This window comes from Lacrimispora sp. (assembly GCF_032078915.1).
In the GTDB taxonomy this organism is placed as follows: Bacteria; Bacillota; Clostridia; order Lachnospirales; family Lachnospiraceae; genus Lacrimispora.
The window spans coordinates 44,399-63,223 of the sequence record NZ_DAMAUN010000016.1 but is presented as its reverse complement, the minus strand read 5'-3'; the positions used below and the strand labels follow the sequence as shown (position 1 = coordinate 63,223).

Sequence of the window (18,825 nt, the reverse complement as noted above, 5' to 3'; positions counted from 1 at the left end):
AACGCTGCATCCTGTTTTCTTATGATTCTCCATAGGAGCACATTTCATTTCACTCCCGCCAAGTTTTTGCTTCCCCTTATTTTAACTCCGGCCACATGCCTTTATTAGCTTCAATCAAAGCATCCAGTACCTTTCTTGCTTTCTTTGCATCGCCTATCAGCCTGTTAAGAGTAAATGCCTCCAGAGCCTTCTGATAGGAATTCTCAAAATAAGCATCTACAATCAGCTTTTCACAGGATACCTGGTTAACCAAAAGTCCCAGATAGAACTGAGGAATATTTCCTACTCTCATGGGACGGGGGCCATTTGCTCCAAGTTCGCATACAACCTCCACCATGGCATCGTCCTGCATATTGGCAATCGCACCGTTGTTCTCAACGATCAGGATATGTCTGTCATTTTTATTAAAAGCAATGGATTCCGCAACCTTAATCATCATTTCGGCATGGGCATCAGAAATCTCATCAAACTTATCTCCCAGCTTTCCTTCCTTGATCACCTGGGCACACTCGCGAAAGACCCGCTTTTCTCTTCCCGCCATAACCTCATCCGCACGGGTAAATTCAGAGTCCAGATGGCTGGCCTTATATTCCGGATATAGGTAATACTGGTCATAGGTATTGGGCAGAAACTCCGGGAAATCTTCCATGATTGTCTTTACCATTCCGTAGGTATCCAGCCAGGACTTATCTCTCTGTTCCGCATCCTGGGGAAGGAAGCCGTTCTGGGCAACCATTTCCCTGATCTTTGGAAGTAAGTCTTCTCCAGTATGAACGTCATACATATGGGTAAACCAGCCATAATGGTTCAGTCCAAAGTAAACCGGGTCTAAATCCTCCCAACTGCATTTTAAAAGTCTGCTGCAGGAGCGTACCACATTCTCCGGCTGGTCACAGATGTTTAAGATTCTATTGTCATCCGGGAATTCTCTGCGGAGTGCTTCCGCAACAATTGCAGCGGGATTGGAGTAGTTTAATACCCATGCATCCGGCGCATAGGTACGGATATCGTGTACAGCCTTGATCATATCCACACAGGATCTGAGACCATAGGCCATCCCTCCTGCCCCGCAGGTTTCCTGTCCGATGATTCCCATGCTCAGCGGAATATGCTCATCCTTTGCACGCATCGGAAGTCCTCCGGAGCGCATCTGCATAAATATGAAATCCATCCCCTCATAAGCTTCCTTGACATCGGTTGTGTAAGAGAAATCCAGCTCCGGAAATCTTTCCTTAAACAGAATCTCACCATACTTTCCTATCGGTTCCTGGCGGTCGTTGTCGATGTCGAACAGCACCAGCTTCTTTAAGGGGAACTCCTCTTTAAGTCTGACAAATGACTTTAAGAAACCTAGTGTAAAAGTACTTCCCCCTCCAACGATACATACGTTAAATGTTCTCATTGTTTTTCTCCTTTTCCGCTTATTTTACTTATCCTTATCTGATGGCCTTATGATACTTCATTTTATTTAACGTGTAAATAGTTTCAAGCGCATACGGACGTCATCCCATATTTCAACATTTATTACTCTTATAGTAATATTTTTCATTCTTTAAGTCGATGATTTCTATCAAATATAATGACCGCATCTTTGCATATAAAAAACGGACTCCTAAGAATCCGTCAGAGGCCCAATTTATAAAAGCCGTTTCGGATATAATACCCGAAACGGCTTTCTCTTTTTACTTGTCCAAGACCAGGACATCGTTACTCTCTTTTCATACACCTGACTTAATAGTGACAGATTACGGGAATTCCGGAATAAACAAGGCCATATAAAACCTTTGCCTTATCCGGCGGAAGGTTGATACAGCCATGGCTCCCCTTTGTCTGATAGATCTCTCCGCCGAACCTGCTTCTCCAGTTTGCGTCATGAAGACCGATCCCTCCGTTAAACGGCATCCAGTAATTCACATGGCTTTCATATTCGTAGGTGCCGTCCGCTTTTCTCTCTCCCCGCAGGATTCGATCTGTCTCCTTATAGTAAAGGGTGAAAATACCCTCCGGAGTTGTGTACTTTTTAGAAACATTTCCTGTGACGCACGGAGAATCCCATACCAGAACACCATCTTTATACATATAAACATGCTGGGCCGCCATATCTACCTCTACATAGGCCCCGCCCCAGGCACTGCTCCGGTTCGCCACTGTCTGAACATACTTCGGTTCTCTTTTCTGGCTTTGCCCGGATTGTATGAGAACAGCCAGGGCAGCGGTTTCTCCTGCCTGATCTATCTTCTGGCCATAGGAACCCGGAAGAAGACGGGCCTTACCATCCGTGACCCGAAATGCCCGTTCCTTTCCTACGGTATCATACTTGTCTGCCAGAGCCTTTATGTAAGCCGAAGTCTTATCTCCTCTTACGTTTATCACTTCTCCCGTCATTCCTGATATCCAGGAACAGATTTCCTCTCCTTTTAAGACCTCCGACCGGTCTCCAAAGGTATAGGTGATTTCCATTTCCCTGACACGGTTGAGCGCATCCCGCTGGGCGATCAATCCGGCATCCTCTGAGGTGACGGTTACGGTGTCATAACAGCCTGATTCCTCAATGTTTATTTGGGGAAGCGCTTCATTTAACGCAGCCTTGACGGCTGCTTCCAGCTTTTCTAAGTTTACGCTGTTCCCCTGTACTTCCGGTAGGATGGCAAAGGGAACTCCCTGCTGCCAGTCCGAAATCCGGGCATTCGTTGTAGCCGTAATGCCCTCGCCGCTTATACACGAAAGTAAACTCAGCTTTTCCTTTAACTTCCCTTCGTCGTAACTGACTGCTCCCTTTTGGCTATAGGTATTGTCAGCCGCAGGGCCTGTCACCCGCCCCGAAGCGTTCTGCTCTTCTAAAACCGTCTTAAGCCCTTCCGCAAAAACTACCTGATAGCCGATCTCAGGACCGTTTATGACCTCTGTCACCTCTCCCTTCTCCTTGATGGAAAGGCGATATTCCCTGCCATAAAAGCCTTCTATTTGTATCTTCGCTTCTTCAACTGTCATTCCTCCCACAGGAACACCATTTATTTTGGTTCCCGGGACAAATTTAGAAGTGTCATCTGCCAGTGCAGTCGTAGTCCCTGCCAGCATCAATATGACTGCCAGAAGGATCCCTTTTCTCATCGTACCTGCATGACTTCCTTTTCTGCTCATTTACCATGAATCCTTTCCTATATATTTGGAAATTAGTTCCACAATTTCTAGGTTATCACTATTTTAATGGAATCACAAGAAAAATCATTCCCCAATTTTCTCCACCCTGGAGTACAGCAGCACACCGCCTATGGTGATCAGGCCTCCAGCGATCTGTAAAAGAGCCGGAAGTTCAGCAAAAAGGAACACGGCAAATATAGCCGCAACCACCGGCTCACAGAGCTTGGATGCCGATACAAAAGAGGGAGACAGGAATTTTAAGCACCAGCTGAAAATACTGTGTCCAAGAAGGGTAGAGAATACCGCCAGAAGAAGCCCTACCACCACAGAGCTCATCCCGTAACCATGGAAAGGTATTCCGGCCGCTATGGTAAATATGCAAAGCACCAATGCACAAAAGAAATAGACAATATAGGTGTAAGATATTGTCGACATTCCTTTTCTCACTTCCCGGCCGATCAGGGTATAGACGGCAGAAAAGATTGCCGCTGCCAGGGCAAGCCCGTCTCCGGACAAATGATCCCCTCCTGCCGAATAATCAGAAAGGGCAATAAGCAGGCTGCCGAATACGGTAATGGCAATGCTTATAAGGGCAGCTTTACCAATCCTCCCTTTTAAGAACACGACAAATCCCAAAGCCACCCAGATAACCTCTGTGCATACGATAGCCGTCGAGCTTGCCACAGAAGTCTGCTTTAACGATTCAAACCATGACGTAAAATGAAGAGCCAGAAATATTCCACTCACTGCGCATAATGCAATGGTCTTCCCATTCGTCCGTTTCAACTCCGCCCGGACCTGGGCTTTCCCAAATACCACCGGTGTCATAAGCCCCACCGTCCACAAGAGCCGGTACGCAGCCGTCACCACGGAAGGTGCATGGGAATATTTGACAAAAATCGCAGAAAGGGAAATTCCTATGACACCGATTGCGATCATGACCATGGGATGCTTTTCAAGAACTTTCATTTTTCTTCTCCTTTGTTATCCTGTCTCAATATATGCCTCCTGATTATAGCATCACTTCCGGTATTGTCAAAGCATTATAAGGAAATATAGAAAATCCATGTCTGCTGATCCATATCATTTTTATCATGTTTTTTTGATTGTCCATTAGGGTTCATTGTTGTATTCTGTTGATTAATAGGGTTATTTATCTCTCATCATGCATAATTACTTATATTTCTACATCTATCTATTATATATCACTTATCATTCGTCACATTACAGGCTTACTCGACCTTCCGTTTAAATATGGAGATGATCCACCTTGTGCTCCCATAGCTTTGAGCGGCAGGAACTGTATTTACCAGCTCCCACCCCTGCTGGCCTAACTCATTTAACTCTTTTTGAAATGCACCCTGGTCTACTTTTCCACCAAGCATTCCCTTTGCATCGGTAAACAATGTCTTGTACTCAAATCGCTCCATGTTCTTACCTCCTGTAATTTTTCCTTCCTAGTATATAGGAAAAAATCAAATACGTCTCTGACTGCCTGCCGATAACAACAGCCTTATCCCCATAATACCATTTTCCAGAGGGTGAGAAAAGGGATAACTTTTTCCTGTCAAACTGCCAGGCACGTTCTGTCGGAGCCGTCTATGCTTAAAGACGCAAAGAATCCGCAGCGTCTGATTTCTCTGCGGATTCTGATTTATCCTTAATTCTTATTTATCCCTAATTCTTATTTATCTCTAATTCTTATTTATCCCTAATTCTTAGCTTTCCAGATATAAATGCATTGGATAGGACAAGTACTGAACATCGTCAAGCTTTTCAACCGTTACAAACCCTGCCGGAGCATTCAGTATGGTTGGAATGCGGTTTACAATGTTCGCACAGGTATGCTCTACCGTAGCCGGCTTCTTCACAAAGAAGGCCGTGTCCGGCTCTCCAACGATCTTCCAGTCACACATGTCTCCGTCATCCGGCCCGTAAACCTTGCCGATGCACTGGGTTTCAATGACCGGTCCCTGGAAGGTTTCCGTGGTTACAACCGCGCTCATGCCGATGCAGTTGCCCTTGGGGATCGTAGCTCCCAGAGTTTCGGAATATAAGTCTTTCTCATAAAAGTAAGGAACGCACTTCTGTGTCTGGGATTTGATGGTCCAACCCATCTTGTTGCACAGCGCCTCGTTGGAGTTCCATACGTAGGAAGGCTCCAAAGTAGTTGGATGGGCAATTTTTTCTTCGAATTCCTCAGGGGTAAGGCCTGCGCCGTGAGCCTCGGCAAGAGCCAGTCCGTAGTCTTCCACGTTATAGCTGACTGCTCCTTCTATGCGGTCGATCCGATGTACACCGCCTGCCACACAGCCGATCATATTGATCCAGTAAATATCCTGCATTCCTGCTCCAACGATGGTGCAGCCATTTTCTTTTGCCAGCCGGTCCAGACGGTTGGTAAGGGCGGAAGCAGTGGTCCATGGATAGATGGCTTCCTCACAGGTCGTCACCACATTGATTCCTCTGGAAACACATTTCTCGAAATGAGGATATACATCCTCCATAAAGCTGAACAGGGTTACGACGGCGATGTCTGCATCGCACTCATCAAGAACCGCATCTGCATCGCTTCGGATGGGAACACCGATTTTAAACCCAAGGCCGGCAAATTCCCCTGCATCCATGCCTACCACATCAGGGTTCACGTCAATGGCTCCTACAATTTCCGCGCCATTTTCATATAAATATCTCAGAATATACTTTGCCATTTTTCCGCAGCCATACTGTACCACACGGATTTTTTCATTATTCATCATCGTCGTCATCCTTTCTATAATAAGAACCTGTTATGGAGCCTAGCTCCTGATGCATTCATTATAAAGGTTATAGATGGTATCAGGTCAATGGAGCAAAATCACCAAATATCAGGACATACGGACCGGTACCTGCAGGCGCAGGAACATGCCCCTTTCTTTATAGTCAAGAGGCATCTCAACAATGACTTCGCAGATGTAATCTCCGATTACCGTATAGTGATTCTCTTCTATGGCCGCCAGCAGCCGGTCAATATATTCTTTTTCTTTGGAAAACCGGTCACAATATATGCAAAGATAGGAATTGGCCGGTATGACGGTAATCAGTTCTTCCTCAACGTATTCCTGGTCCACGAACACGAACACCTGAGTGGAATACAGGTTTCGTTTCATAAAATTCTCCCGCTTTAATATGGTCCCTGCATTGGCAAAGTAAAACGGAGATATCTTACGGGTTCCCATATCCTCCTTTAAGCTGCGTAAAAGACGTTCGTATTCATCGATTTCATAGTCATAAAAATTGGTTTTCGTCTCTTTTACATACATCCGGCGTTTTGGTATGTACTCCATAACAATGGCCCCATCGGGAGGAGCCGCCTCATAACGGTCATAGCTGTCAAGCGTCCGTTCAATGGCGCGTTTTTGAAGATTAAGTTCCACAATCTTCTGGTCAATGGCATCTCTGTTCTCCCTGAGGAGCTGTTTTACCCGGCCCATATCCCACTTTTTCATGTGAATCCGGATCTCCTTTAAGGGCATCCCTAAGGCTTTCATGTACCGGATCATGTCAAGCTGGGCGCTTTGGCGAATGTCATAGTAGCGGTATCCGGTGTTTTCATCCCTGTTTACGGGAGAAAATAACCCTTCCCGGTCGTAAAGCCTCAGGGTCTGCTCTGATATGTGATTGATTTTAGCCATTTCTCCGATCGTCATTTTTTTAACATCAAAATTTGTCAATTTTATCATATTCATCAATCTCCGCAGTCAATCATGGTGGTTTCTCTCTTTATTATACAAAATAAACTTGATACTTACAATAAGGTTTTTGATATTTTCTTCACATAGTTTAAGCAAAAACAGCGGGCTAAAAATAGCCCGCACAATTTATTTTAACTCTTATCGCTAAACAAATATCTAAAAATACCCTCTCCTCCACAGATTCCATGTATTGGCATTGGGTGGTATGATGAACTACGGTGGTATGGTGTACTACGGCGCCATAAGCTTTATTACTTTGCAAGCGTACACGCCACAAAATGATCCGGTCGCAGCTCCTTAAGCTCCGGATTCTTCTGCAGACATTGGTCGCAGGTGAAGTCACAGCGCCCAGAGAACCGGCACTCGTCGGGTAAGTTTACCGGGGAGGTGATCTCGCCCTTAATCAGCTGACGCTGCGGCCGGCCCTTTCCCACTACCGGCTGTGGAACTGCTGCCAGCAGTGCCTTGGTGTATGGGTGGATCGGCTCTGCGAACAAATCGTCGGAGTTTGCCTTCTCAACCATCTGCCCCAGATACATGACTGCGATATCGTCAGAAAAGTATTTTACTACCGACAGATCATGGGTAATGAAGATGTAGGAAAGGCCGCGGTCCTTCTGAAGCTGCTTTAACAGGTTTAAGATCTGTGCCTGAATTGATACATCGAGGGCGGATACCGGCTCATCACAAACGATGAGTTTGGGATTTACAGCCAGGGCACGGGCAATGCCGATTCTCTGGCGTCTGCCGCCATCAAGCTCATGGGGGTAGGAATTGACGTATCGGGATGAGAGGCCGACAGTCTCCATCAGCTCCCGTGTCTTTTTCTCGATGGCCGCTTTGCCGCTGACCAGTTTGTGTTGGATCATTGGCTCACTGATGAGCTGCATGACGCTCTGCCTGGGATCCAGAGAGGAAAAAGGATCCTGGAAGATGATCTGCATTTCCGTACGCAGCTTACGCATCTTTGAAGCGCGATAAGCGGTGATGTCCTGTCCGTCAAAAATAATCTTGCCGGAAGACGGCGGGGTCAGCTTTAACAGGGTCCGGCCGGTGGTGGACTTGCCGCATCCGGATTCCCCAACGATTCCCAACGTCTTTCCATACTCCAGCGTAAAACTGACACCGTCTACGGCATGAAGCTGTCCGGCCGGTGTATTAAAATATTTTGTCAGATTTTCAATTTCCAATACATAGTTACTTCCCGGCATCCTGATACCTCCTGAGCTTGAAATTTTTGTCCTCATAAGCCAGGCAGGCCACGAAATGGGTGTCACCATTTGGTTTCAGCTCCGGCTGTACCTGCTGACAGCGCTCTGACACATAAGGACAGCGCTCTGCGAAAGAGCAGCCTTCCGGTAAGTTCATGGGATCCGGCATCATACCCTGAATCGGTTCCAGCTCCTCGCCGCGCTTTTTTAAGTTTGGCATGGAGTTGAATAAGCCTTCCGTGTATGGATGACGGGTCTGATTGAAAATTTCATCGGCAGTACCTTTTTCCACGACCTTTCCTGAGTAGATAACCGCCACTTCATCACAGATCTCGGCTACAACGCCAAGATCGTGAGTGATTAAAAGCATAGACATCTCGTATTGTCTGATCAGTCCCTTCATCAGCTCCAGTACTTGTGCCTGAATCGTCACATCCAGGGCGGTAGTTGGCTCATCGGCAATCAGCAGTTTCGGATTACAAGCCAGCGCAATGGCGATGACTACACGTTGTCTCATACCGCCAGAGAACTGATGGGGATAGTCACAGGCACGGCTCTCTGAAATGCCGACCATCTTAAGCATTTCTTTCGCCCGCTCCATGGCTCCTTCCTCAGAAATATTCTCATGCAGAAGGATACTCTCTGCGATCTGCTCACCGATGGTCATAACCGGATTTAAGGCCGTCATTGGATCCTGGAAGATCATGGCAACATCGTTGCCCCGCATCCTTTCCAATTCCTTTGGGCTCTTCTCCAGCACATTGTCGCCATCCAGCATGATGACTCCGTCCCGGATAACTCCCGGCGGATTCGGCACCAGATTCAGAATAGAAAGGGCGGTGGTCGTCTTTCCTGCACCGGTTTCCCCTACCAGACCCAGTGTTTTTTTCTTGCCAAGCTGCAGATCAAGGCCATTCACAGCCCGGACACAGCCGTCATCTGTCTCATAATTGATCACCAGGTTCTTGATATCTAATATAATTTCGTTCATACTCATCACCTACTTTTTCAGTTTTGGATCCAGCGCATCCCGCAGCCCGTCGCCTAAAAGATTTAAAGCCAGTACCGTTAACATGATGGCAAGTCCCGGTATTACGCAGATATAACTGGAATTTCGGATAAAGTTACGTCCCTCGGAAAGCATTGCCCCCCATTCCGGTGCCGGGCTTGGAATGCCAATCCCCAGGAAGCTTAAGGAAGAGGCTGCAATGATGGTAGTACCGATGGAAAGGGTAATCTGAACAATGATCGGGGAAAGACAGTTGGGAAGGATGTGCTTTGCGATAACCTTCCAGGTGGGAAGTCCCATAGCATAGGCTGCCTCCACATATTCCTGTCCCCGGATGGTCATAACGGAAGCACGGGCGATTCTTGTAAATGCCGTGGCAACCGTCACACACAATGCCAACAGCAAATTCATCGTGTTGGTTCCGAACAAGGACACAATAACAACTGCAATCATAATATTCGGCACTGCATACAGGATATCGTTTGTTCTCATAACTACCTGATCGATTATGCCGCCGTAGTATCCGGCTAAGGCGCCGCAGATCACACCGACCACCAGACCGATGGCCACGCTTCCCACACCAATTACCAGGCTGTAGCGGGCTCCGTACAAGACTCTGGCGAATATGTCACGTCCCAGGTTGTCGGTGCCGAACCAGTGTTTCGCATTTGCCGGCTGCAGCTTTAATGCAGGGTTGATCCCAATCACTTCCGTGTCATAATCGAAAATGAAGCCGCTGGCAATGGCAACCACAACAAGCAGCACCAGAAAACCAAGACCGATCATGGCACCTTTGTTTTTCTTAAGCCTTCTCCAGACCTCCTGGGCCTGAGAACGGCTTTTTACAGTCTCTGCTGCCATGATATCACCTCTTTTTTATATACTGCGCCTTGATTCGGGGATCAAAGAATGCATATACTACGTCCACCAGTACATTTACGATACTCATGAGGACGCAGGACATGATAATCGCCCCGGTAACCATCGGCGTGTCCCGTTTGGAAATAGAATCGAAAATCAGCCTTCCGACCCCCGGCCAGGCAAATACGGTTTCGGCCAGTACGGATCCGGTCAAAACGTTGCTGAGCTGCATACCGACTACGGTGATAATCGGAATCAGGGCATTTTTCAAACCGTGGCGGAGAATCACCCGTTTCTCATCCGCTCCCTTAGCCCTGGCAGTTCGCATATAATCCTGACGGAGCACGTCCAGCATAGAAGAACGTGTGGTCCGGGTAATCAGTGCAGCTAGTCCCATGCCGACTGTCACAGCAGGAAGAATCAGGGATAATGGTCCATTACGGCCGCTGGATGGCAGCCAGCCCAGCTTTAGTGAAAACAGAAGCATGAGCATGAGTCCAAGCCAGAAGTTGGGCATCGAAACACCGAAAAGTGCAAATACCATCCCAAGATTATCCTTCCAGGTATTCTGTCGTATGGCAGTGTAAATGCCAAGGGGAATGGCAATCAGCACGGACACGAAAACAGAGGCGCAGGCCAGCTGCATAGTGGCCGGCAGTCTTTGTATGTAAGTCTCAAAAACATCTTTTTTGGTTACATAGGAGGTACCCAGATCGCCCTTTAGCATTCCGCCCATGTACTTGAAATAACGAATAACAAAGGGGTCATTAAGCCCTAGCTCTTCTCGGATTATCTCGATCTGGGCCTCTGACGCATTGTCAGGGGCCAGAGCGAGAACCGGATCTCCTCCCGTCATGTTCATAGCGGAGTAGATCAGAAACGAAGTTATCAGGATCACCGGGATCATGAGAAGCAGTCTGTTCAGTAAATATCGTCCCATAAGCAAACCTCTTCTATTCTGTCACGTAAGCGAATCTCCAGTCGTGGTTTCCGCCGCCATATAAGTAGGTGTCCTGCAGATTCTTATTGTAGGCAATGATTAAGTTCTTAATGTACAGCGGGACCTGAGGGACTGCCTCAACCAGGTACTTCTGCAGTTCCTTGGAGTATTCCAGGCGCTTGTCCGGATCTTTCTCAGTCAGAATCAAATCCGTCAGCTCATCCGCCCTCGGATCGGAGTAGTGATGATAATTGCTGCCGGAACCGGTGTAGTACAGGTCACGAAATACGAAATCAACCTTGCTGTCCTCGTTCCATCTCCACAGATACAGGCCCTGGGTACCGTTTACGCATTCGGTTTTCAGCGTAGCCGGCTCTACGGTCTGGATTTCGATATCCATACCGATTACTTTTAAGTTCGCCTGAATCAGCTGTGCTACCTGGCCGTAATCGCTCTCGTTGGAGATAAGCAATGGAATTTTGCCGCCTGGGGTATAGCCGCTCTCAGCCAATGCGGCTTTTGCTGCCTCCACATCATACGGGAAACCCACCATGTCATCGAAAAAGCTCCACAGGCCACGGTTTAAAATGGTAGTCTGGGTCTGTCCCTTCCCCATCAAAACCACATCAATGATTGATTCACGGTCGATCGCATGTGCCACCGCCTGTCTTACTTTTAAGTTGTCCCACGGAGCTTTTGTTACATTGAAGCCAAGATAGAACAGACGGGTTCCAGGTCTCTCAAATACGGTTACATTTTCATCAGCTTCCAGATCCGGCAAGTTGTCCATGGACGGATCGATACAGACATCAATCTCACCGTTTTGAAGGGCAATGGCTCTGGTAGAAGCTTCTTTGATCGGACGGAAGGTGATGCGGTCGGAGCCCCCCTTCTTGTCTCCCCAGTAATTCTCATTCTTTACGAAGGTTACCTGCTCATCCGGTTCCCACTTATCCAGCTTGTACGGGCCGGAACCGATCAGATATGGCTCGTCCATACCGCTCTCATAAGCTGCCTTGGACTGAATACTCACCGGAACAGAGGCAAGGGACTGTAAGAACTCGTTTGAGTAGCTGTCAATCACCAATTCCACGGTCAGGGAATCGATAACATTGACTTCAACAAGTCCCTTTAATACGCTGAGCTCATTTTGAAGGCCCATATCATAAGTGAACTTAACGTCCTCTGCAGTAAGCGGAGTCCCATCGGAGAAACACATGTTATCATACAGTTTGAACACGATGTGGGTGTCGTCCTTAAACTCCCAGCCGGTGCACAGGCGCGGCTCGATCGTGCCTTCGTTTGTGAAGAAAATCAGAGTTTCGTGAGTGAGCTTTAATACAATGTTGTTGGTCGCATCCTGTTGTTTCTGTAAATCCAGGTTGTTAATATCGGCGGCGGTTCCGATAACCAGTTCCTCTTTGCGGGAAGAGGTGCCCTCCTCAGACTTGGCCTGGCTCTCTGCTTTGTTGGTGCTTGGGCTTCCCCCGCAGCCCGTAAGAACGAACATAGCAAGACCTGCAGCAAACAGTAACTTAATCCATTTTTTCATCTTTTCCTCCTGTCACTTCTTAATGCATATGTTTAGATTCTACAAAGTTCTATCACATATGTTGATTTTATTGTTAATTTTATAATAAAATATATATATGGCAATCATGTGGCATTTTGCGTTCAAATTTGTGAACTCTTAGTCAAAAATGACATGGAAATGTCATAAATTCCTATTATAGTAGTTATAGAAAGGGAGGTACATGAATGATAACTATACTGATCTGCGACGATAACCGGCAGCTTGTTTCCGTACTAGCCGAGTATTGTGCCAAGGAGGGTTACACGGTACACAGAGCTCATGATGGACAGCAGGCACTTGACCTATATGAAAGAGAGGATATCGATCTGGTACTTTTGGATATCATGATGCCGGTCAAAGATGGATTCGAGGTGTGCCGGCAGATCCGCAGCAGCTCCACGATTCCCATTATCATGATCACGGCACGGGGAGAGGACTTTGAGAAGATCATGGGGCTGGATATTGGTGCCGACGATTATATTGTGAAGCCTTTTTCACCGGGCGAGGTGATGGCCAGGATACGCGCCATTATGCGGCGTATCGATCAGGCTTCGGGAAATCTGCAGCAGAAGCAGTTATTCATGTATGACAATTTAAAGATCTCGCTGGACAACCTTACGGTGACGGTAAATGAATGCCCTGTCAACCTGACAAAGAAGGAGATTGAACTTCTCTGGCTGATGGCCACCCACCGTAACAGGGTGTATACGCGAAACAATCTGTTGGATCTGGTGTGGGGCGTGGATTATTTTGGCGACCCACGCACCATAGACACCCACATCAAGCGTCTCCGGTACAAGCTGTCTGATTTAAGCCACCCTAACTGGCAGATCAAGACAGTCTGGGGCTCCGGATACAAGTTTGAGATCAGGCAGGAGCGGTGACAGAATGAAACGGAAACTTTCAGCGCAGATCCTTCTCTATTTTACCGCAGCACTTGTTTTGATGTGCAGTACGGTAGGAGGGATTTTTCTGATTATTTATACCAGAACTACAGTGCATAGCTATCGTTCAGGCTTCATACAGAAAACAGAGGCCATCGCCCACTCTCTAAGCGTGTATTTTGAGCGGGAGTTACCAAAGTATTATCCGATTGAGTCGGGGCTTAAAGAGCAAATGAAACAGTCCAACTTAAGTCTGGGCATTTATCTGGATTTCATGGATAACATTGCCTTAAGTAACCTATGGATCGTGGACAGCGCCACACAGACGATCCACGTAGAATTTGGCAAATATAATATCACCTATTCCTCCATTCCCGCAGATGTGCGGACACTTATTGATCAGGCCATGGGGGGAGAAACCTCCGTCAGTGAACGGTGGTCTGATCAAATGCTGGAAAAAAACTTCATTATTGCTTCACCGGTTCAGTTCTCTGATGGCAGGACGGTGGCGGTGGTTGTCATCCATGCCCGCACCGGCGACATGTTCTCCACAATTATGGAAGCTGGCTGGGTGCTGGCTGGAAGTATGCTCCTCGCACTGCTGGTGTTAATCGTTCCGTGTCTCATATTCTCGCGTAACATTGTAAATCCGCTGAAATGTATGGTAGAAATTACCGTAAGGATGACCAAAGGTGATTATACGGCAAAGACCGGCGTGAAACGCCAGGATGAGCTTGGAGTCCTTGCGGGTAACATCGACATACTTTCCGTACGGCTTAAAGAAGCGGACCGCCAGCAGGCGGAATTAGAGCAATTGCGGAAGACTTATATCTCTAATATTTCCCATGAATTACGCACTCCGGTGGCGGTGATCCGCAGTTCCCTGGAAGCACTCTGTGATGGGGTTGTGACCGGTCAGGAGCAGGTAGAGGCATACTATAGGGAGATGCTTTCGGAGAGCGTACATATGAACCGGATGGTCAATGACCTTTTGGAACTGTCCCGATTGCAAAATCCCAGCTATCATATAGAAAAGCAGCCGATTGACTTTATGATGGTCGCAGAGGATGCGGTCCGGACCTTGAGGCATATCGCACAAAATGCTGAGCATGTCATAGAACTGAATACAAAGGGCGGTGAAATATTTCCTTTCTGCGGGGATTATGGCAGATTGCGCCAGATGTTAGGAACCGTGTTGGACAATGCCATTAAGTTTTCGATACCGGGAGAGCCAATCCGGGTGTCGGTCACTATTGATGTCAGCGGCTGTACTGCAATAATCAGCAACAGGGGGACCGGCATTCATGAAAAGGATCTGCCCCATGTGTTTGAGGAGTATTATATGTCTATTGGCGAAGCCAACCGGACAGGAACCGGTCTTGGTCTGGCAATTGCGAAACGGATTGCGGACCGCCATGGCATTGGCATCGAGGTTACGTCAGTGCCTGGTGAGAAAACTTCTTTTATCTTCCGGATCCCCTGGCAGAGATGATTGTAGAACTTACCAAACAAGCCTCTGGCTGTTTACAGATAACAACAGCAGCTCCCCCATAGTATCATTTTCCAGACAAGGAGAAAAGGTGTGGTTTTTCCCTGTCGAACCTATACCCGTTCTGTCGGAGCAGACTACTTTTTAAGGCGCAAAAAACCTGCAGAGTATGATATTTCTCTGCGGGTTTTTTATCCTTAATTCTTAGCTTTCCAATATAATGCATTGGATCGGGCTACTCCCTGTTATATGATCACAACTGACTGTAATTGATCAATTCGACCGAATATTTTTGCAGCAAATCTTTTGTCTTGCTGCTAACCAGAAAATCCAGTTCCGCAAGGCGCTGCAAATTGTAAGAGGATGATTGAATCAGATATGAGTCCACATAAGCTGGGTGGCTCATCAGTTCCACATATGGTCTTGAAGAGATATCGTCCATATGATCGTACACATAAGACAGCCCCGGTTCCCCGTGGTACGTGCGGAATTGTATAAAATCCACGTGGGGAAAGCCTGATATATCGTGGTTTCTCAGAGGCAGCTTGTATTTTTCAGCGAGTGCCCTGGCTGCCGCAGCCATAACAGGATTGCTGTCCGTTGTAAATAAGTGGGAGTCCAGATGGGTCGGTTTTTTACCCGTCACCTCCACAAACCGTTGGTATTGAGCCTCCAGCTCTGCCAGGATATCCTCCGGCAGATAATTGTAGGAGGCGGACAGATTTCGTGGCTTAATAAAAGACCCGTCCTTTCCGGTCAGGGTGCTGCCGTTGGTTAAAGGCTGCCCAAGGGCGATGTTTAAATGCAGGCCGACTCCCAGTGAGGGGCATTCTTTTGACAGGCCGGCAGCGTGCCGGAAGCCTGGAGTATTAGTTAAAAGTGTAGTGGATGTAAGTACCCCCTGCAGATGAGCATCTATGATCCCATAATTGACAGCCCGGCAATAACCGAAGTCATCTGCATTTATAATCATTTTACACATAGATACAATCCTTTCTGTCAGGTCAGTTTGGGCCAATAGTCTTTGTTTTCTTCCATCAGTCGGTCCAGGATCTTTCTCGCTTTCTTGGCATCTGTGACGGTGCGGTTTAACGTCAGCGCCTGCAATGCTTTTGTGTAGCTGCCTTCAAAATAAGCTTCGCAGGTCAGGCGTTCGTAGGCGTACTGGTTTTCCAGCAATGCTTTATAAAAAACAGAGACAGGTCCGGTGTGGAATGGTTTCGGCCCGCGGCTGCCCAGCAGGCAGGTCACTTCCACGACTGCATCATCCGGGAGGTTCTCGATGATACCTTCATTTTTAACCATTATAATATAGTACGCATTTTTATTTAAATAAATAGCTTCCGCTATGGAAAGGATCATATCACCGTGAGCTTCATTTTTTACTACATGGATTCCTTCCAGACTGTTTTGACTGACTGCCCGCCGGCATTCGGAAAACACATGTTTTTCACGGCCATCCATGACTTCGTTTGCTCTGGTATAATTGGGGTTCAGCTTGGAAGCCTTGTACTCGGGATAGATATAGTATTGGAGGTAAGTGGAAGGCACATACTCATCAAAATCATGAACCATATCCTGTACCAGTGCGTAAGTATCCAGCCAGGAAGGGTCGCGCTCAGCGGCATCGGCAGGCAGAAAGCCCTTATCCTTTATCCGCTCCTTTAGATGGGGCAGCAGATCCTGGCCGTTCTGATTGTAAAGATGGGTAAACCATCCAAAATGGTTGAGTCCGAAATAGGTGGGTTCCAGGGATTCGGCCGGTACATCGAGTAACTTGGCGAAAGAATGAATCAGGTTGATCGGCTGGTCACAGATATTGAGAATCCTTTTGTCATCAGGAAACTCCCGCTGCAGGCCGTAGGCTACGATTGCGGCTGGATTGGTATAATTCAGGATCCATGCATTTTGGCTGTGTTTACGCACATCCTTTACAATTTCGATCATGTCTTTTAAGGAACGGATCCCGTAGGCAAAACCGCCGGGTCCGCAGGTTTCCTGACCGAGCACTCCGTATTCCATGGGGACTTTTTCATCCTTTTCCCGCATATGATATCCGCCTGTACGGATCTGAACCATGACAAAATCAACGGAGTCATAGGCTGCGTCTTTGCTTGTTGTGTAGGTGACTTTAACTTTAGGAGCGTGCAGGCGGAATAGCAGCTGCGCATATTCTCCAATAGGAGCCTGACGTTCTGCGTTAATATCATAAAGAACCAGATCTGTGACCGGGAGAGTATCCATGTGATGGATAAATGCATTCAATATTCCGGGAGTCCATGTGGAACCACCTCCCACGATCGTAATCTTTAACTTATGTTTCATTTTATTTAATCCTTTCCTGTATGCTTCGCGTGATACAATGCTTTCACATCTCTTGCAATGCTTTCAACCTTCAACCCGTAGATGACCTGTATTTGATTGGCTGAAGGACATACGATGCCTGATGCACCGGTTGATTTTAAATTGTGCTCCTGGACCAGGGCCATATCCTTGATGGTAACACGCAGTCTGGTAAAGCAATTGTTGATTTCATCGATGTTCTCTCTGCCGCCTAAGTATTCCAGGATCTGTTCCGCCAGCTTTGTGCCGCTTCCGGAATTTACAATTGCCGTTTTTTCGTCTTCTGTATCAGCCCCTTCATTTCTTCCGGGAGTTGAAATATTAAACTTTCGGATCAGGTAGGTAAAGCCGTAGTAGTAGATAACTGCCATACCGATGCCGATCAGTACCACAAGGTACCATTTGCTCTGAGCCCCCCGGAAGATACCGAAAATCGTAAAATCAATCAGCCCTGCCTGAACGCCCCCCACGCTGCAATGGAGCAAAGCAGCCGTCATATAGCCGATCCCTGTCATAATTACATGGAACAGGAAGAGCACCGGTGAGATAAACATAAAGGAAAATTCCAGCGGCTCTGTAACACCTGTAAGGATTGAAGCGGTTACGCTTGCGGAAAGCAGTGCCTTGACTCTTTTTTTGTTTTGATCATCTGCAGACCGGTACATTGCGAAGGCTGCAGCCGGAAGGCCGAAAATAACGATAAGGGAGTGCCCCTGTCCTACGTAACGGGCGCCCATCTGAAATACATCATTTGGGACCTGGCTGTTTGACGCAATGGCAGTATTAAAAATATTTAACGCGCCCATGACAGTCTGATCATCTATGGTCGCTGTTCCGCCTACCGGTGTAAAGCGTACCACCTGGTTTAAAATATGATGAAGGCCGGTAGGGATCAAAAGCCTGTTGGCAGCACCGTATACAAAAGGTCCGAATACTCCGATGGAGTTGATCCAGTTGCCGATCAGTCCGATGAATGTGTTAAAGAACGGCCAGATAAAGTAAGATGCGATCCCAGCCAGTGGAATGGTAATAATGGTAATCAGTGGGACAAAGCGCTTTCCACCGAAAAAATTAACGGCGCTTGGAAGAGTGATCGTGTAGAACCGGTTATGTAAAGCGTTTACAAGAAGTCCTACCAGAATGCCTCCGAATACATTCATGCGGAGAGTGAAATATCCCAGCATGGTCTCATACTTAGCATTTACAATGGTTGCATCCACCTGTGACATCCCCTGTTCCATAAGCTTGCTGATGCTTGTGGATTCAGCGGTAATACCGTTCAGCCCCAGAATGTAATTTAACGTGTAATGAAATACAAGGAAGCCCAGGACAGCGGAAAATGCCGCAGTCGGTTTTTCATCCTTTGCCATGCCGATAGCGATGGACATACAGAAAAATAAAGGCAGGTTTCCGAATACCAGTCCGGCCAGCTTACGGATAAAACCAATAAAATTCTGGACATAAACAAGATTTGCAAATGTTTCCCCTACAATTGCGCTGTTCTGCATTGCTGCTGCAAGACCGCTGAATATACCGGCGACTGCTATGGTAGAAATGGGCAGAAGCAGCGATTTTCCAAATTTTTGCCAAAACTCTTTCATTTAAGACCCTCCGTCTCCTTAATGTAATGATTTCAATAC

General features: G+C 47.2%; 16 protein-coding genes. 2 read left to right on the top strand and 14 right to left on the bottom strand.

Features of this window, described 5'->3' with window-relative positions; all coding sequences use genetic code 11:
- Positions 1–76 precede the first annotated feature (76 nt).
- The 11 genes from RT269_RS08745 to RT269_RS08695 form a co-directional block, all read right to left on the bottom strand.
- Complete coding sequence (locus RT269_RS08745) at positions 77–1,402, bottom strand: 6-phospho-alpha-glucosidase (protein WP_313181926.1); 1,326 nt, start codon at positions 1,400–1,402, stop codon at positions 77–79.
- Positions 1,403–1,731: 329 nt separating this feature from the next.
- Positions 1,732–3,141 carry a L,D-transpeptidase family protein gene (locus RT269_RS08740; protein WP_313181924.1) on the bottom strand — a complete coding sequence of 470 codons (1,410 nt, stop codon included), beginning with the start codon at positions 3,139–3,141 and terminating at the stop codon, positions 1,732–1,734.
- 84 nt (positions 3,142–3,225) lie between these two features.
- Entirely contained in the window at positions 3,226–4,110 is an 885-nt protein-coding gene (locus RT269_RS08735; RefSeq protein WP_313181921.1) for a DMT family transporter, read from the bottom strand.
- Positions 4,111–4,373: 263 nt separating this feature from the next.
- Positions 4,374–4,571, bottom strand: coding sequence for a DUF4177 domain-containing protein (locus RT269_RS08730; protein ID WP_313181919.1), 198 nt, complete (start codon positions 4,569–4,571; stop codon positions 4,374–4,376).
- A 288-nt stretch (positions 4,572–4,859) separates the two neighbouring features.
- Complete coding sequence (locus RT269_RS08725) at positions 4,860–5,900, bottom strand: NAD(P)H-dependent amine dehydrogenase family protein (RefSeq protein ID WP_313181918.1); 1,041 nt, start codon at positions 5,898–5,900, stop codon at positions 4,860–4,862.
- Positions 5,901–6,008: 108 nt separating this feature from the next.
- Positions 6,009–6,863, bottom strand: a complete 855-nt coding sequence (locus RT269_RS08720; protein WP_313181917.1) for a MerR family transcriptional regulator — start codon at positions 6,861–6,863, stop codon at positions 6,009–6,011.
- Between the two features lie 263 nt (positions 6,864–7,126).
- Complete coding sequence (locus RT269_RS08715; protein ID WP_313181915.1) at positions 7,127–8,086, bottom strand: ABC transporter ATP-binding protein; 960 nt, start codon at positions 8,084–8,086, stop codon at positions 7,127–7,129.
- Positions 8,073–9,077 (bottom strand): ABC transporter ATP-binding protein, encoded by a 1,005-nt coding sequence (locus RT269_RS08710; RefSeq protein ID WP_331664115.1) that lies wholly within the window; start codon positions 9,075–9,077, stop codon positions 8,073–8,075. Before RT269_RS08710 ends, RT269_RS08715 begins: the two co-directional genes overlap by 14 nt.
- A 9-nt stretch (positions 9,078–9,086) precedes the next feature.
- Positions 9,087–9,956 carry an ABC transporter permease gene (locus RT269_RS08705; RefSeq protein WP_313181912.1) on the bottom strand — a complete coding sequence of 290 codons (870 nt, stop codon included), beginning with the start codon at positions 9,954–9,956 and terminating at the stop codon, positions 9,087–9,089.
- Positions 9,957–9,960: 4 nt separating this feature from the next.
- Positions 9,961–10,896 carry an ABC transporter permease gene (locus tag RT269_RS08700; protein WP_092240164.1) on the bottom strand — a complete coding sequence of 312 codons (936 nt, stop codon included), beginning with the start codon at positions 10,894–10,896 and terminating at the stop codon, positions 9,961–9,963.
- 13 nt (positions 10,897–10,909) lie between these two features.
- Positions 10,910–12,448, bottom strand: coding sequence for an ABC transporter substrate-binding protein (locus tag RT269_RS08695; RefSeq protein ID WP_313181911.1), 1,539 nt, complete (start codon positions 12,446–12,448; stop codon positions 10,910–10,912).
- Between the two features lie 206 nt (positions 12,449–12,654).
- Between RT269_RS08695 and RT269_RS08690 the strand changes: the two genes are divergently transcribed.
- A complete protein-coding gene (locus RT269_RS08690; RefSeq protein WP_313181910.1) occupies positions 12,655–13,353 on the top strand; it encodes a response regulator transcription factor in 699 nt (232 codons plus the stop codon).
- Positions 13,354–13,357: 4 nt separating this feature from the next.
- A complete protein-coding gene (locus tag RT269_RS08685; RefSeq protein ID WP_313181908.1) occupies positions 13,358–14,845 on the top strand; it encodes a sensor histidine kinase in 1,488 nt (495 codons plus the stop codon).
- Positions 14,846–15,095: 250 nt separating this feature from the next.
- On the opposite strand, the gene RT269_RS08680 is transcribed toward RT269_RS08685, so the two are convergent.
- The 3 genes from RT269_RS08680 to RT269_RS08670 are packed head-to-tail and all read right to left on the bottom strand — an operon-like array spanning position 15,096 to position 18,786.
- Positions 15,096–15,824: a ChbG/HpnK family deacetylase gene (locus RT269_RS08680; protein ID WP_313181907.1), complete on the bottom strand. Its 729-nt coding sequence runs from the start codon at positions 15,822–15,824 to the stop codon at positions 15,096–15,098.
- A 17-nt stretch (positions 15,825–15,841) separates the two neighbouring features.
- Positions 15,842–17,167, bottom strand: coding sequence for a family 4 glycosyl hydrolase (locus tag RT269_RS08675; RefSeq protein ID WP_313181905.1), 1,326 nt, complete (start codon positions 17,165–17,167; stop codon positions 15,842–15,844).
- Between the two features lie 5 nt (positions 17,168–17,172).
- Positions 17,173–18,786, bottom strand: coding sequence for a PTS transporter subunit EIIC (locus tag RT269_RS08670; protein ID WP_313181904.1), 1,614 nt, complete (start codon positions 18,784–18,786; stop codon positions 17,173–17,175).
- Between the last annotated feature and the right edge of the window lie 39 nt (positions 18,787–18,825).

Coding starts and splice junctions, on each gene's coding strand:
- RT269_RS08700 (WP_092240164.1), bottom strand. CDS start 10,896: ATGGGACGATATTTACTGAACAGACTGCTTCTCATGATCCCGGTGATC.
- RT269_RS08730 (WP_313181919.1), bottom strand. CDS start 4,571: ATGGAGCGATTTGAGTACAAGACATTGTTTACCGATGCAAAGGGAATG.
- RT269_RS08740 (WP_313181924.1), bottom strand. CDS start 3,141: ATGAGCAGAAAAGGAAGTCATGCAGGTACGATGAGAAAAGGGATCCTT.
- RT269_RS08675 (WP_313181905.1), bottom strand. CDS start 17,167: ATGAAACATAAGTTAAAGATTACGATCGTGGGAGGTGGTTCCACATGG.
- RT269_RS08695 (WP_313181911.1), bottom strand. CDS start 12,448: ATGAAAAAATGGATTAAGTTACTGTTTGCTGCAGGTCTTGCTATGTTC.
- RT269_RS08720 (WP_313181917.1), bottom strand. CDS start 6,863: ATGATAAAATTGACAAATTTTGATGTTAAAAAAATGACGATCGGAGAA.
- RT269_RS08670 (WP_313181904.1), bottom strand. CDS start 18,786: ATGAAAGAGTTTTGGCAAAAATTTGGAAAATCGCTGCTTCTGCCCATT.
- RT269_RS08680 (WP_313181907.1), bottom strand. CDS start 15,824: ATGTGTAAAATGATTATAAATGCAGATGACTTCGGTTATTGCCGGGCT.
- RT269_RS08705 (WP_313181912.1), bottom strand. CDS start 9,956: ATGGCAGCAGAGACTGTAAAAAGCCGTTCTCAGGCCCAGGAGGTCTGG.
- RT269_RS08685 (WP_313181908.1), top strand. CDS start 13,358: ATGAAACGGAAACTTTCAGCGCAGATCCTTCTCTATTTTACCGCAGCA.
- RT269_RS08735 (WP_313181921.1), bottom strand. CDS start 4,110: ATGAAAGTTCTTGAAAAGCATCCCATGGTCATGATCGCAATCGGTGTC.
- RT269_RS08725 (WP_313181918.1), bottom strand. CDS start 5,900: ATGATGAATAATGAAAAAATCCGTGTGGTACAGTATGGCTGCGGAAAA.
- RT269_RS08710 (WP_331664115.1), bottom strand. CDS start 9,077: ATGAACGAAATTATATTAGATATCAAGAACCTGGTGATCAATTATGAG.
- RT269_RS08715 (WP_313181915.1), bottom strand. CDS start 8,086: ATGCCGGGAAGTAACTATGTATTGGAAATTGAAAATCTGACAAAATAT.
- RT269_RS08745 (WP_313181926.1), bottom strand. CDS start 1,402: ATGAGAACATTTAACGTATGTATCGTTGGAGGGGGAAGTACTTTTACA.
- RT269_RS08690 (WP_313181910.1), top strand. CDS start 12,655: ATGATAACTATACTGATCTGCGACGATAACCGGCAGCTTGTTTCCGTA.